At 64.7% G+C, this 14781-nt stretch carries 13 protein-coding genes; 8 read left to right on the forward strand and 5 right to left on the reverse strand.

Translation table 11 applies throughout. The features are described 5' to 3' along the window. Positions 1-37 precede the first annotated feature (37 nt). Positions 38-202, reverse strand: coding sequence for a hypothetical protein (locus QQ977_RS00100; protein ID WP_285926792.1), 165 nt, complete (start codon positions 200-202; stop codon positions 38-40). A gap of 320 nt (positions 203-522) precedes the next feature. Between QQ977_RS00100 and thrS the strand changes: the two genes are divergently transcribed. The 3 genes from thrS to QQ977_RS00115 all read left to right on the forward strand — a co-directional run bounded on the left by thrS (position 523) and on the right by QQ977_RS00115 (position 4909). After that, entirely contained in the window at positions 523-2475 is a 1953-nt protein-coding gene (gene thrS / locus QQ977_RS00105; RefSeq protein WP_285926793.1) for a threonine--tRNA ligase, read from the forward strand. A gap of 215 nt (positions 2476-2690) precedes the next feature. Beyond that, complete coding sequence (locus QQ977_RS00110; RefSeq protein WP_285926794.1) at positions 2691-3401, forward strand: phosphoribosyltransferase family protein; 711 nt, start codon at positions 2691-2693, stop codon at positions 3399-3401. Between the two features lie 329 nt (positions 3402-3730). Then, entirely contained in the window at positions 3731-4909 is a 1179-nt protein-coding gene (locus tag QQ977_RS00115) for a redox-regulated ATPase YchF (protein ID WP_285926795.1), read from the forward strand. A 78-nt stretch (positions 4910-4987) separates the two neighbouring features. On the opposite strand, the gene QQ977_RS00120 is transcribed toward QQ977_RS00115, so the two are convergent. Continuing rightward, positions 4988-5752 carry a DUF7001 family protein gene (locus QQ977_RS00120; protein WP_285926798.1) on the reverse strand — a complete coding sequence of 255 codons (765 nt, stop codon included), beginning with the start codon at positions 5750-5752 and terminating at the stop codon, positions 4988-4990. Positions 5753-6031: 279 nt separating this feature from the next. Between QQ977_RS00120 and QQ977_RS00125 the strand changes: the two genes are divergently transcribed. Both QQ977_RS00125 and QQ977_RS00130 read left to right on the forward strand, forming a co-directional pair. After that, positions 6032-6412, forward strand: a complete 381-nt coding sequence (locus QQ977_RS00125; protein WP_285926799.1) for an FxLYD domain-containing protein — start codon at positions 6032-6034, stop codon at positions 6410-6412. 89 nt (positions 6413-6501) lie between these two features. After that, entirely contained in the window at positions 6502-8022 is a 1521-nt protein-coding gene (locus QQ977_RS00130) for a flippase (protein WP_285926801.1), read from the forward strand. 19 nt (positions 8023-8041) lie between these two features. Here QQ977_RS00130 and glmS read toward each other — a convergent pair whose 3' ends face one another. Continuing rightward, the gene (gene glmS, locus QQ977_RS00135) at positions 8042-9856 is read right to left on the reverse strand and encodes a glutamine--fructose-6-phosphate transaminase (isomerizing) (RefSeq protein WP_285926802.1); all 1815 of its coding nucleotides are present in this window, start codon (positions 9854-9856) and stop codon (positions 8042-8044) included. A 393-nt stretch (positions 9857-10249) separates the two neighbouring features. On the opposite strand from glmS, the gene QQ977_RS00140 reads away from it, so the two are divergent. Both QQ977_RS00140 and QQ977_RS00145 read left to right on the forward strand, forming a co-directional pair. Next, entirely contained in the window at positions 10250-10975 is a 726-nt protein-coding gene (locus QQ977_RS00140; protein ID WP_285926804.1) for a metal-dependent hydrolase, read from the forward strand. 105 nt (positions 10976-11080) lie between these two features. After that, positions 11081-11902 (forward strand): hypothetical protein, encoded by an 822-nt coding sequence (locus QQ977_RS00145; RefSeq protein WP_285926805.1) that lies wholly within the window; start codon positions 11081-11083, stop codon positions 11900-11902. Between the two features lie 46 nt (positions 11903-11948). Here QQ977_RS00145 and QQ977_RS00150 read toward each other — a convergent pair whose 3' ends face one another. Then, complete coding sequence (locus QQ977_RS00150; RefSeq protein WP_285926806.1) at positions 11949-12233, reverse strand: DNA-directed RNA polymerase subunit L; 285 nt, start codon at positions 12231-12233, stop codon at positions 11949-11951. A gap of 111 nt (positions 12234-12344) precedes the next feature. Here QQ977_RS00150 and QQ977_RS00155 point away from each other — a divergent pair, with 111 nt between their 5' ends. Then, on the forward strand, positions 12345-14162 hold the full coding sequence (locus QQ977_RS00155; protein WP_285926807.1) for a rhomboid family intramembrane serine protease: 1818 nt from the start codon (positions 12345-12347) through the stop codon (positions 14160-14162). On the opposite strand, the gene QQ977_RS00160 is transcribed toward QQ977_RS00155, so the two are convergent. Further along, positions 14159-14779 carry an METTL5 family protein gene (locus tag QQ977_RS00160; RefSeq protein ID WP_285926809.1) on the reverse strand — a complete coding sequence of 207 codons (621 nt, stop codon included), beginning with the start codon at positions 14777-14779 and terminating at the stop codon, positions 14159-14161. The genes QQ977_RS00155 and QQ977_RS00160 overlap by 4 nt on opposite strands. Positions 14780-14781: the final 2 nt, after the last annotated feature.

Raw genomic sequence — 14781 nt, forward strand, 5'->3', positions numbered from 1 at the left:
AATCGATGTTTGTCGCGTTGCCCACCCTACGAACGGCTCACTCGACCGGTTCGACCGCCTCCTCACCGCAGTGAGGACAGTTCGAATCGTCTTTCGCCACTCGTTCCTCGCAGGCCCGACAGACGTACTCGGCTTCCTTTCCGGCGATGAACGACTGTTTCGTTTCTTCGAACTTCTCCCCGGCCTTCCTGAATAAACTCATTGTTTGAGGCAGGCTATCGATCCGCATAAGCGTTGGGTCGATATATTATTCGATCTATTGACGACCGAATAAAGAAAGCAAGAGTCGACGAGTCTGCCTGCTGGCAGACGGGGACGTTCCGATCGGGAACGACAAAACCGTCTCTACGCGTCATCACAACGCTTTTATCTCGCTCGAGAGTAGCCGTAGCTACGATGGTAGGTGTCCGCTTTACAGGGGCTTTCGCCCGTTTTTAACCCACACCTACCGCCGGCATCGTCGGTCGCAATCGGCGAGTCGGCGGCCCGAGCGGACACGCCACCGGGGTTCTCACTACAGCCATGTCAGAATCAGAATCACAGAAACGGATAGCGGTCGTACTGCCAGACGGCTCGGAGCTCGAGGTCGGTGCCGGTGCGACGGTCGAAGACTGCGCCTACGAGATCGGTCCCGGCCTCGGTCGCGACACCGTCGCCGGTCGACTCGACGGCGAGCTGGTCGCCAAAGAGGAGCCGGTCTACGACGGAGCCGAACTCGAGATCGTCACCGACGACGGCGGCGAGGACTATCTGCGGGTACTGCGTCACTCGGCCTCGCACTGTCTCGCCCAGGCCGTCGAACGGCTGTTCGACGCCGAGGAGGTCAAACTCGCGATCGGCCCGCCGACCGACGACGGGTTTTACTACGACTTCGACAACTTGGACGTCGACGAGGACGACCTCGCGGAGATCGAAGCCGAGATGGAGGCGATTATCGAGGACGACTACGAGATCGAACGCGAGGAGGTCCCGATTGCGGAGGCCGAAGAGCGCCTCGCGGACGAACCGTACAAACTCGAGCTCTTAGCGGAGTTCGCCGACGAGAACGATCGGGTCACCTTCTACAGCCAGGGCGAGTGGGAGGACCTCTGTGCCGGCCCCCACGTCGAGTCGACCGGCGAGATCGGCGCGGTGAAACTGCTCGAGATCGCCGGCGCGTACTGGCGTGGCGACGAGGAGAATCCGATGCAGACCCGGATCTACGGCACCGCCTTCGAGGACGCGGACGATCTCGAGGACTTCTTAGAGCGACGCCGCGAGGCCGAGAAACGGGACCACCGTCGGATCGGATCGGAGATGGATCTGTTCTCGATCCAGGACGTCACCGGTCCCGGCCTCCCGCTGTATCATCCGCCGGGCAAGACCATCCTGAAGGAACTCGAGGACTTCGTCGAGGAGCTCAACCAGGAGGCCGACTACGACTACGTCGAGACGCCCCACGTCTTCAAGACCGACCTCTGGCGACGGTCGGGCCACTACGAGAACTACGCCGACGACATGTTTCTCTTCGAAGTTGGCGACGACGAGTTCGGGCTCAAGCCGATGAACTGCCCCGGCCACGCCGCCATCTTTCAGGACCAGTCCTGGTCGTATCGCGATCTCCCCATCCGCTACGCCGAGAACGGGAAGGTCTACCGCAAGGAACAACGCGGCGAACTCTCCGGGCTCTCGCGGGTGTGGGCCTTCACGATCGACGACGGCCACCTGTTCGTTCGCCCCGACCAGATCGAACAGGAAGTCGAGGAGATCATGGACATGATCACGGACGTACTGGAGACGTTCGACCTCGAGTACGAGATGGCGCTTGCGACCCGTCCCGAGAAAAGCGTCGGCGGCGACGAGATCTGGGAGCGCGCCGAGTCCCAGCTCGAGTCGGTACTCGAGGCCCGCGAGCACGACTACGTTCTCGAGGAGGGCGACGGCGCATTCTACGGCCCCAAGATCGACTTCGCGTTCGAGGACGCGATCGGACGATCGTGGGACGGCCCCACCGTCCAGCTGGATTTCAACATGCCCGAGCGGTTCGACCTGAGCTACGTGGGCGAGGACAACGAGGAACACCGCCCCGTGATGATCCACCGGGCGCTGTACGGCTCCTACGAGCGTTTCTTCATGATGCTCATCGAGCACTTCGAGGGGCGGTTCCCGCTGTGGCTTGCTCCCGAACAGGTCCGCGTGTTGCCGATCTCCGACGACAACCTCGGCTACGCTTACCAGGTGGCAAACGAGTTCGAGGAGTTCCGCGTCGAGGTCGACGACCGCGATAGCACGCTCGAGCGCAAGATCCGCGCGGCCCACGACGACCGGGTCCCCTACCAGATCATCGTCGGCGACGACGAGGAGGAGGCAGGCAACATCTCGGTTCGAGACCGCTTCGAGGACCAGGAGTACGACGTCGAGGCCGAAACGTTCCGCGAGCATCTCGCGGCCGAACGCGACGAGCAGCGGACGGAGCCGGACTTCCTGCAGAGGTGAACGTCGGTCCGTTGGGGAGGCCGAGGTCGGCTATCGGGTCCGTTCGTCGTCGGTCGTTCGTCACTCACACTGTCGATCACACACCAGATAGCTTTCGGATTCGATCGGACAGGGCAGTCCGAAAACGCGTTGCCACCGATCGATGCACGGGAGTGGATAGGTGCAGTCCGTAGCGCATCGAAATCACCATAGTTGTGGAACGACGCATCAATGGCATGAACCGAGCCGAGAAGGCCGCCCTCCAGCTCCGGGCCGTCGACGTGCTGTGTATGCTCAAGGAGACGCGCACGTACGACGAACTCGAGACGCTCACCGGGCTGCCGGCGGGCGATCTCAACCGCTACGTCAACGGCCACGTCCTCCCAAGTGCCGACCGGGCGCGGGCGGTCGTCGAGGACGTCGGCCGCGAGGCCCTGGCGGGGGAGCTGGACGCGCGGATCCGGATCGACGACGAGGGCTACGTCGACACCTCCGGCATCGTCTTCGATCAGTCGTTTCTCGACCTCGTCGCGCCCGTCGTCGCCGAGTCGTTCGACTTCGATCGACCCGACGTGGTGCTCACTGCGGCGACCGACGGCATCACCCTCGCGAGTGCGCTCGCAGGCTACTACGGGGTCCGCTGTGCCTACGCGAAGAAACGAAAGGAGACCGCTGTCGAGGAGTTCATCGAGGCTCGACAGCGCCTCGAGTCGGGGATCGAGCTCACCTACTACCTGCCCGCCTCGGCGATCGACGCCGGCGAATCGGTGCTGATCGTCGACGATCTCATCCGTTCGGGCGAGACACAGGAGCTGTTGCTCGACATCGTCGACTCGGCCGGGGCCGACGTCGCGGGCGTGTTCGCGCTCATCGCCGCGGGAGAGCGCGGGACCGATCGCGCGCGGGAACGTACCGACGCGCCGGTGGACGCGTTGACTGCCGTTTGATACGGACCGTTGTCCGTCTGTCCCGGCGCACCCGCGACCGTTCTGCGGTTGCACCGGGACATCGGTACAGCAATCCGTATGAGTCGCAGGCGGTCGTTCCGTTTCGAGAATCGAGCCAGTAAATCCATGACATCCCAGACAGTACGCACCGCCGGCAGGACTCCCGTCGACGGGTGTCGGACACCGGACACCCACCCTGCCGCTTGACGGAGAGGCCGACGGCCCGCGGTCCCCAGCCGCGTCGGTCTCCCCGTCGAACGCGTGCCACCGTCGGTAGCCCCGGTGTTGGAACCGAAAACTAGTTTTCCGACAGCCGGGTACGTCGGAGCATGCTCTCTATTGCGCTTGCCGGGAAGCCGAACGCCGGCAAGTCCACGTTCTACACGGCGGCGACGATGGCCGAGGTAGACGTCGCCAACTACCCATTCACCACCATCGACGCCAACCGCGGCGTGAGCCACGTTCGGACTGACTGTCCCTGTCTCGAGCGTGACGAACGCTGTAACAGCGACGACTGCCGGGACGGCAAGCGATACGTCCCGATCGAACTGCTCGACGTCGCCGGCTTAGTGCCGGGTGCACACGAGGGGAAAGGACTCGGCAACCAGTTCCTCGACGAACTCACGAACGCAGACGTCATCGTCAACGTGATCGATGCCTCCGGTGGAACCAACGAGAAAGGCGAACCGGTCGAGGTCGGCGAGCACGACCCCTTAGAGGACGTCGACTTCGTCGAGAAGGAGATGGACCTCTGGCTCGCGGACATCGTCGATCGCAACTGGGAGTCGGTCGAACGCAAGTCCCGCTCGCCCGAGTTCGACATCGACGACGCGCTCGCGGAGATGCTCACCGGCTTCGGCGCGACACCGGCCGACGTGGCGGCCGTTCTGCGGGGCCTCGAGTACCCCGAGGATCCGATCCAGTGGACCGACGAGGACCGCGAGGCGTTGGCCAGGGACGTCCGCCGACGGACGAAGCCGATCGTGATCGCCGCGAACAAGATCGACGTCGCCCCCGACGAACACGTCGAGCGGCTACTCGAGCTCGATAAACCCGTGATCCCCACCACCGCAGAGGGCGAACTCGCGCTCCGGCGAGCCGCCGAGAACGCCCTCGTCGAGTACGACCCCGGCGACGAGTCGATCGACATCGGCGGCGACGCAAGCGACGCCCAACGGGAGGCGCTCGAGGACCTTGGTGAGACGATGGCCGAGTGGGACGGCACCGGCGTCCAAGACGCACTGGATTACGCCGTCTACGATCTGCTGGATCACATTACAGCCTACCCTGTCGAGGACGCCTCGAAGTGGTCCGACGGCAGTGGCAACATCCTGCCAGATGCCCACCTGCTGCCCCGGGGCTCGACACCCGTCGATCTGGCCTACGCCGTCCACTCAGACATCGGCGACGGCTACCTCCACGCTGTCGACGCGAAATCGAACCGGGAGGTCAGCGAGGAGTACGAACTCGAGGAAGGAGATGTGATCAAGATCGTGAGCACTAATTGATCAGACAGCGGTAATGCCTGACCAGGTCCGGGAGTCGTGACGAACCGGATCGCGGACGACTCGACGCATCCCGTGGCGCTACTCGTCGTACAGCGGGGCGTGCTCGTCACAAAATGCCGGCTCGCGTAGCTGTGCCTCGAGCAGGTCCTCGTGGTAGTGGGCGTTGAACAGCCGACATCCCTCGTTCTCACAGAACGCCTCGCCGGTCTCGAGGTAGTGATACGCCTGGAGGACGTACCCCTTCAGCGCGTCGGTCGTCCTGGGATCGTTCTCGATCAGGAACTCGCCGTCGACCTGGTTCTCTAGTACCTCCCGTGGCGGTGCATCGCCCGACAGCAGGGCGTGTTTCTGTTTTTCCTGGTAGTACTCCTCGGGCTTGGCCGGGGCCTCGTACAGTCCTGGAACGGAGACAATCGCAGGCTGACCGAGCACGTTCACCCGTTTGTGCCAGCGTCCGTCGTGGTCGCCCCACGTCCCGATCGCCCGGTCGAGAACAGCGATGTGGGCCGTCTCGAGGCCGCGTTCGTCGTCCGGCAACGCGGCGTTCAGCGCCCGCTGGACGTGTACGCCGTCGTAGAGGACCCCACCCTCGCGTTCGGGATGCTCAAGGGCACGCTCTTCGTACCGAACGATACCTACCATCGTGTTGCCGGTCTCTCGCTCGTACGGCGACACGACTCGGGATTCGGCGAACCGCTCGGGGAGTTCGTCGGTGCGGTGGGTCTCGAGAAAGCGGTCTCTAATCGAGACGGTCGCGTCGACGCGGTCGCGAAGCCACTCGACGACGGCGTCGACGTCGGCGACGGTGGTCGGCGCTCGATAGCAGACGATTCGATCGACCATGCACCACGTAGTCGTACCACCCGGTACATAGTTGTGATCGAACCGGAAAGCAGTAGGACGTCTGCGTCACCGTGACCGACGCGTCCCGGTCGCGACCGGCCGAACCCGCGTTCGGGCTCCGGTCGTTCGATGTGACAGTCTGGCGAACTGGCCGATGCTCGAGTGGAAAAGTAGATGTGGACGACGAGCCAGCACGGAAACGACGTGTCCCCGACCGCCTCCCATCCTGTCGTCGGCTCTCCAGCAGTCTCAAGGCCCGTCGGACCGAACCGTCGGCGTATGTACCGTCGCGGGTTCCTCGTCGCCGTCGTCGCGACGACGGGCTGTCTCGAAGCCGCCGGAGACAACGGCGAGGAGGTCACCGATCCGACGGATATCGTCATCGTCTCCGACGGACTCGGTCGGGAGGACACCGGAACGGAAGACGAACGCGTCTACGTCTGGGGCGTCGCCAGAAACGAGGACGACCGAGACCTGAGCTACGTCGAGATCCGGGCTACCTTCCTCGATGCGGACGGCAAAGAACTCGACAGCGTCATCGAACACGTCGAGGACGTCACGTCGGGTCAGGAGTGGGCGTTCGAGATCGAGTACCCACACTTCGGTGAAGACGCCGCCGACGTCGACGACTACGAACTCGAGCCGACGACAGGTCTGTAGGCGCTCGCGGGGCGGGTGACGACCGAAGCCTCGAGGACGAGGGGCTCCAGCCCGGCCTCGAGTGGACACGACGCGTCCGACATCGAACTATGACCGACCACGACGACGGCATCGCCGTACTCGCAAAGCAGGGAAGCATCACGTTCGTCGGGAACGTCGTCAACGGCGTACTCGGCTTCGCCATCGTGATGCTGATGACCCGCTTCGTCAGCCCGTCGGTGTACGGTCTGTTCGTGCTCGCGACGTCCGTGGTGCTTTTCATGCAGGTGTTCGCGAACCTCGGTCTGCCGCTTGCGATCGATTACTTCGTTCCGCAGTATCTCGACGACGACGAACCCGGCAAAGCGAAAGGCGTCATCGTCCAGGTTACGACGGCAGTACTGGTCTCCGCGACCGTCGTTTCAATCGCGCTGACCGTCGGCGCCTCGACCGTTAGCGGACTCTTTCGGGAACCCTCGTTGGCCGTCGCACTGGTACTGCTAAGCGTCGCGATCCCGATGCTTGCGATCTACAACGTGTTACTCACCTCCTACTACAGCATCAAGAAGCTCCAGTACCGGGTGCTGGTTCGCGACCTCGTCCGTCCGGTCGTCCGGTTCGTCGCCACGCTCGGGTTGTTACTCGCCGGCTTCGGCCTGCTCGGACTCGTCGGGGGATACGTCGTCGGCCTGCTCGTCGCGATCACCGTCGGCGCGATCGTGTTTCTCTATCGAGCCTGGTCGATCGTCTCGGCAGATCTCGAGTTCGTCCCCTCGCGGCCGCTTTTCACCTACTCGGTGCCGCTTGCGATGACGAGCGTCGTCTACGTCCTGATGGGCCACGTCGATTACTTCGTGCTCGGATTTTTCCTCAACTCGGGCGACGTCGGCATCTATCGCGTCGGCTACATGGTCGGCTCGGCGCTGGTAATCATCTTCAGCTCGCTCGCACCCGTGTTCAAGCCCCTGATCGCCGAGACGAGAGAGGACACCGACCTCGTCGAACAGCGGTTTCGCGTCGCCGCCCGCTGGATCGCCGGCTTTACGATCCCGATCGCGATCACGCTCTCACTCGGCGCGAGTTCGTACCTCGCAGTGTTGTACACGCCTCAGTACGCCGAGGCCAGCGCCGTCGTCGCCTTGCTCTGTGTGGCATTTCTGTTCAACGTCACGTTCGGCGGTCCCGACGGGACGCTGTTACAGGGGATGGGCTACTCGCGGGTCGTCTTTCTCAACACGTCGGTGTTGTTCGGCGCGAACTTCGTCGTCTCGATAGCGCTCGTTCCGATTTTCGGCATCGAGGGTGCAGCAATCGGCTCCGCAACCGCGCTCGTGCTCGTGGGCGTACTCACCATCGGCGAGCTGTACTATCTCGACGGCGTCCACACCTTCACCCGCGACTTCGCCAAGGTCGTTCTCGCGGGCGCCCCGGCGACGATCGCCGGCCTCCCAGTCGTCGCGTTCGTCGCGTCGGACGTGGTCGTCGTCGTCGTTCTCCCGATCATCGTCACCCTCGTATATCTCCTCTCGCTCGTCGTCACCGACGCGTTCACCGATGCGGACGCGCGGATGATCTCGGCGTTCGCTCCGAACGTCCGAACGTGGCTCCCGGCAGGGCTCCTGGGTCGGTGATCGAGAACGCGGCGACGGATTATTCGACGGTGACGCTTTTCGCGAGGTTACGCGGCTTGTCGATCGGCCGATCCAGCAGGTCGGCCGCATGATAGGAGACGAGCTGGAGCTGGACGTTCGCGAGCAGAGCCGCGAGCGAGGGCTCCGTCTCGGGGATCTCGAGGTGGGCGTCCGCGAGTTCGGTCGCCCGGTGATCGTCCGGACAGACGGCGACGACGGGTGCACCTCGGGTCGCGGCCTCCTCCGTATTTTTTAGCGTCTTTTCGTCTTCCTCGCCGGTAAAGACCGGAAACACCGGCGTCTCCGGCGTCACGAGCGCGAGCGGTCCGTGTTTGAGCTCGCCCGAGGCGAACCCTTCGGCGTGTTCGTACGTGATCTCTTTGAACTTCAACGCCCCCTCGAGGGCAACCGGGAAGCCGAGCCCCCGGCCGATGAAGAAGTACGACTCGGCATCTACGTACCGGCGAGCGATCCGGTCGGCGTTGGACGACGCGAGCAGACCGTCGATCCGATCGGGAAGCGCGGCGAGGCCGGGGAGAAACGACTCGATGTCGAACGGGGTCCCGTCGCTGGCGTCTGCCGCGAGCCGGTGGGCGAGCAACGCGAGAATGACCGCCTGTGAAGAGAAGGTCTTGGTCGCGGCGACGCCGATCTCGGGACCGGCACGGATACAGATCGACTCGTCGGCAACGCGAGCGGCCGTCGATCCGACGACGTTGGTGACGGTCAGCGTCCGTGCACCCTCGGCGTCTGCGGCTCGCAGTGCCGAGAGGGTGTCTGCCGTCTCGCCGCTTTGACTGACCGCGACGACCAGCGTTCCGTCCCGAACTGGCGGCGAACAGACGCTGTACTCGTTGGCCAAGAGCGCACGGGCCGGAATGCCGGCCCGGTTCAACGCGAGTGACCCGAAAAGTGCCGCGTGATAGGAGGTGCCACAGGCGACGAGCTGGACGGTATCGATCCCGTCGAACGAGCCCGGTTCGAATCCCTCGAGGTCAATCGACGCGTTGTCGGGCTGGATGCGCCCCTCGATCGTCTGGGCCAGCGAAGTCGGCTGCTCGTGGATCTCCTTGAGCATGAAGTGATCGTACTCGCCTTTCCCCGTCTGTTCGGGATCCCAGTCGACGGTCTCGGGTGGCCGCGATACCGGCCTCCCATCGAGGTTGGTGAACTCGACGCCGTCGGGACGAACGATCGCGACGTCGCCGTCCTCGAGGTAGACGACAGTGTCCGTGTACTCGAGGAACGCGGGGACGTCGCTGGCGAGGAAGTACTCGCCGTCGTCGATCCCGACGACGAGCGGCGACCCCTGCCGGGCGGCGTAAATTGCGTGTTCGCCCGACAGCATGGCGGCGACGGCGTAGCTTCCCTCGAGGGCGTCGATCGCGTGCCGGAAAGCGGACTCGTTTCCGTAGCCCTCCTCGAGATAGTGCTGGATGAGGTGTGGGATAACCTCGGTGTCGGTGTCGCTCGTGAACTCGTGGCCGCGTTCGGAGAGTCGGGACTTGAGGTCGGCGTAGTTCTCGATGATCCCGTTGTGGACGACCGCGACGTCCGTCGTCGAATCCGTATGCGGGTGGGCGTTCTCGTCGGTCGGCGGTCCGTGCGTGCTCCAGCGGGTGTGACCGATGCCGATCCGCCCCTCGAGCCCAGGGTTCCCGACCGACGCCTTCAGTTCGGAGACCTTCCCGGAGCGTTTGCGGACCTCGATCCCCGCCCCGTTCTGAACCGCGACGCCAGCGGAGTCGTAGCCACGGTACTCGAGGTTCTCGAGACCGGACAACAGCGTCTCGATCGCATCGCCGGTCCCGACGTGTCCGATGATTCCACACATCAGCGACCCACCTCGAGTTGCCCCGACGCAGATCGGTACCCGTCCACGGAGACTAATGACACACGGTGTCCGAACATAACCACACCCAGACTCGCCCGGCCCATTACTATAGACGGACTACGAGGGGCTGTAGTGCAGGAGTAATAGGGCCGGGGCCACCGGATTGGCCGCTTCGAATGTGCGGGCCGGTGTCGGGTCATCCCCGGACCGTCCATCGCGACCGCTCGGGTGTCACACGGCGGGGCCGGTGCGACGCGATGACGTTCACGACGGACGACAGTACGTCGATCAAACTGCCGACGATCGAGTGTGTACGCTCTGGTGAACGATCGGAAACGACCGACATACTGGCTGGTAGCTTTAAGCAACGGCCGGTAGAACGAAGCTACGGACATGGAACTCACCTGGCACGGTCACTCGACGTGGCACGTTACCGTCGACGAGACGAAGCTGTTGATCGATCCGTTCTTCGACAACCCGAAGACCGATCTCGAGCCGGCAGACGTCGACACCCCCGACTACGTATTGTTGACCCACGGCCACGCCGACCACATCGCGGATGCGGACGCGTTCGCGGACGCGACGCTCGTGGCGACACCCGAGCTCGCGAGCTACGTGGAGTCCGAGTTCGGCTACGACGACACCGTCGGGATGAACATCGGCGGCACCCTCGAGTGCGACGACGCGTTCGTGACGATGCACCGGGCCGACCACACCAACGGCATTATGACCGAGTACGACGTCGACGCTGGGATGCCGACCGGCTTCGTCGTCTCCGATACGATGCCGACGAAAGAGGCAGACGGCGAGAGCCGGACCTTCTATCACGCCGGCGACACCGGCCTCATGACCGAGATGCGCGACGTCATCGCTCCCTTCCTCGAACCCGACGCCGTCGCCGTTCCGATCGGCGATCACTTCACGATGGGGCCGTGGCAGGCCGGCGTCGCCGTCGACTGGCTCGACGCCGATCACGCTCTGGCGATGCACTACGATACGTTCCCGCCGATCGAACAGGACCCCGAAGACTTCGAGCGGGAAGTGCGTGCGACCGGCAGCGACGCCGACGTCCACGTCCTCGAGGGCGACGAGACGTTCACGCTCGAGGATCCGGTGTAGCGTCCGAACGGCTGGCGAGAACCCGCCCTCGAGTGGACGCCCCGGCGGTCGCCGCCGGACGAGATACAGGGTGATTTATATCGTCGCAGCCGTCCCCTTCTACCAGTGAAGTGGCGATGTGCGTGGTGTGGGAAGCCACACGAGGAGAACGACCCACCCTGTGACACCTGCGGACACAACAGCTTCGAGGAGGCGGTCGTCCGCGAACGGCAGCTCGAGACCGTCGACACCGGCCCGGAGTACGTCTGGCGGTGTCCAAGCTGCGGTCGCGACCACGTCAAGAACACCCCGCCGTGTTCGCGCTGTGGCAACCCCGAGCTCGAACAGACCGAACAGACCTACGAGGACGTCGAGCGCGACCTCGAGACGCCGAGCTGGTTCGAGGTCGCGAAGCCGTATACGCCGGTCATCGCCGTGTTGGTTCTCGTCGTCGGCCTCTTCGCGACGGGAATCGTTCCGCTCTCGATACTGCCGGGCGTCGGAACGCCGACGCCGCCCGACGCGCCGGGTGACGGCGAGACGGCGGCCGGACTCGACCTCGAAGAGACCGAAGGCGAGATCCACGACCGTCTCGAGGCCGAACGGGAAAGCGAGGGCTACGAGAGTCGGACGACCGATGCCGGACTCGGGGCGCTCGCGGAGTACCTGAACCGCCAGTACGTCGTCGCGGAGTACACCGACGACGATCCGGGTGAGACGCCACCGCCGAGTGAGTTCGATCCGTCCTGTACCGGTGAGGAGATCGTCTCCGGATCGGTGGTGCTCGAGGATACGGTCGACGACTACAACGACGAGACGGCGCTGGCCGACGACGTCGCTGACGCGTTACTCGAGGCGGACGCGGACGTCAGATCGGGGTACGAAGCCGAGGAGATCGACGTCCACGTCGTCGAGGGTGACGTCGTCGTCCGTTACGCTGCGTGCTAGTCTCCGGTGGACGCTGACGTGTTATCCGAAAACAGATGCCGCGGTATCAGGCCGCCGCCTCGAAGGCGTCCCGGAACGCCTGTGATTTCTCCTGGACGGTCACGGCGGCGTCCTCGAGCGCGTCGAGAGGGTCGACGCCGGATTCCGTCTTGATCGTCAGAATGGGTTCGGTCTGACCGCCCGACTGTTCTGGGTTCACGTCGTAAGTCGCGGCGGCGACGTCGTCGTGTTCGAGCAGAGCCCCTTTGAGGACGTTCATGAACGTGTGGTCCTCGCCGGCGATCTCGATCGAAAGCTCGTTCTCGCTGCTTTCGGTGACCCGCAGTTCCATGTCCCTCGTTCCGACCGTCGGCCGCTTGTACCTTTCGAAGGGACGGGTTCGGACGGTGACGTCGCCGTTGGGACGTAAACCACTATACGGATCCGGGCGAACGCTTGAGACATGGTATCGCTCGGAGGCGTGCTCGCGATGATCGTCGCCGTCGCACTCGTCGCCTCGCTGTGGACTATCCACCGACTCGAGTGTCCCGATCGTCGATGGCACGAACGGCTCCGAACGCGGCTGGTGGGCGGCGTTCCGTGGGGGACGCTCGTAGTGATGACGGTCGTCCTCGCGGTGTACCTGTTCGTCCAGGACGGGATCACGGACTTCGAGAACCCGGTCGTGTTACCCTACCGGGCGTGGTCGTACTTCTATCCGCTCGGGATGGCGACGGCCCCGTTCTCACACGCCAGTTCGGGACACCTGATCGGGAACCTCGTCGGGACGCTGGTCGTGGCACCCATCGCGGAGTACGCCTGGGGACACTACCCGCCGTCGGGTGACGATCGCTCTGACCGAAAGCGGTCGTGGCGGACGAACCCGTGGGTGCGGGCGTTCGTGGTCTTCCCCACCGTCATCGTCGCGATCGGACTCGTAAGCAGCGTCTTTGCGCTCGGGCCTGTGATCGGGTTCTCTGGGGTCGTCTACGCCTTCGTCGGCTTCGCGATCGTTCGGTATCCGATCACGACGCTCGTCGCGACGCTTGGCGTCCAGGGGGCGGCGATTACGACCTACAACGCGCTTCGGTCGCCGATTTACGTCCACGAGGTGTCGGCGAGTCCCCCGTCCGCGCCGGGATGGGCGACGACGGCCATCCAGGGTCACGCGCTGGGCTTTCTTCTCGGATTCTTGCTCGCTGTCGCCGTCTTCACCCGACGCGGCTATCGGCCCAGTCCGTTTCGACTGTGGATCGCCGTTCTCCTGTATGCGTTCTCGAGTTCGTTGTGGGCGATCTACTGGTTCCGCGACGACGCCTACGTCCTGTTCCAAGGACCCGGCGTCGCCATCGTCGCGATCCTCGCACTCGTCGTCACGCTGTCGGTGACCGCTTCGGATCGGCCGATCGTTCCCGATCGCGCCCGCGAGGTCGTTCCGGGACGCTCGCGACACGACGAAAACGGCGTCGAACGAATTCTCGCGATCGGGTTCGCTGATACGGGCTCGGACTCGAGGTCGAGTCCGGGAACGAGCGTCGACCGCGTCCGCGAACTCGCACTCGCGGCCCGACCGCGGGTCGAATCGCGCCTCTCCGATCTGAGCCGGCGACAGGCCGCCGTGGGTGCCGTCGTCCTCGTGCTCGCACTCGTCGCCGGACCGGCGGTCGCGGCGAACGCCTTCATCGTCGACGGCGGTCACGGGGACGAGAGCGAAAACGCGGTGGTCGTCGAGGATTACACCGTCACGTACGTCGAGAACGTCGAAAACGAGATGGTCTCGATCGTCGACGTCGAGGTCTTCGGCGAGGAGTCGACCGTCGAGGCAAGTGGCGTCGTCGTCTCGAGTTCGGACCGGAACGTCTGGATGGAGACGGTCTCGACGCAACGCCTCGCCTTCGACGGCGGGGCGACCATCGAGGTCGGCGGCCCGGGCTGGCGCGAGACGATCCACGTCGACCGCCGGGGCTGGTCCGCCGTCGGCAACGATACCGCCTACCAGGTCCGACTGTGGACCGACGGCGAGGATCCCCAGCTCGTGTACGCCTCCGATCCCGTCCGGGCCGACGTCCGCATCGACGGCCGGACCGTGACGGTCGTGCCTGACGGCGACGAGTTCGTCCTCGAGGTCACCGAACCGAACGAAACGACCTCGAGCGTCGTCGTTCCCGACGAGAACGAGACGGTGACGGCGGGTGGGCTCACCTTCGAGCGCGACGACGAGGGAGTCTACGCGCGTTCGGATGGCACCGAGGTGCAGGTCGCGAGCAGGGAGACGTACTAGCGCCACTCGATGCGAAAGACCTCCGCCTCGAGCTCTCGGCTCGCGTGTTCGTGAAACGGGAACCGGCGGGCGAGTTCGAACGTCGCCTGGAACGCGTGGGTGACGGTGCCGCCGTTGTCGGCGGCGAACGACTCCACGAACGCCTGGCTCCCCTCGTTGTGGATAGTGTACGAGACGGACGCGAGCTCACGAGCCGACTCGAGAAACGGGCGGTCGGCGTGGCGGTTCTGAGCGCCAAACGGCGGGTTCGAGACGACGGTCGCCTCCGAGATCGCAAGCGGCGGCCGGGTCGCATCGGCGCGGACCCAGTCGACCGCGACCGCCGACTCGAGGTCGACGCGGCGCTCGTTCTCGCGGGCGAGTACAATCGCGTCCGGGTCGAGTTCGAGCCCGACGACGCGGGTCGGCGAGAACGCGGTCGCACCGATGGCGAGCATCCCCGTCCCGGCACCGAGGTCGACGACGGACCGGCCGGTCAGATCGTCCTGTAACGATGCGAACTGGAGCAGGTGGGCGGCGATCTCCGGCGGCGTGAGATACTGCTCGAGGTCGGCCGACGGGGCCTCGAAGTCCGTGACTGACTCGAGGCGACGGGCGAGTTCGCGCCGAGAGACCATCG

This window comes from Natrialbaceae archaeon AArc-T1-2 (genome assembly GCF_030273315.1).
Lineage (GTDB): Archaea > Halobacteriota > Halobacteria > Halobacteriales > Natrialbaceae > Tc-Br11-E2g1.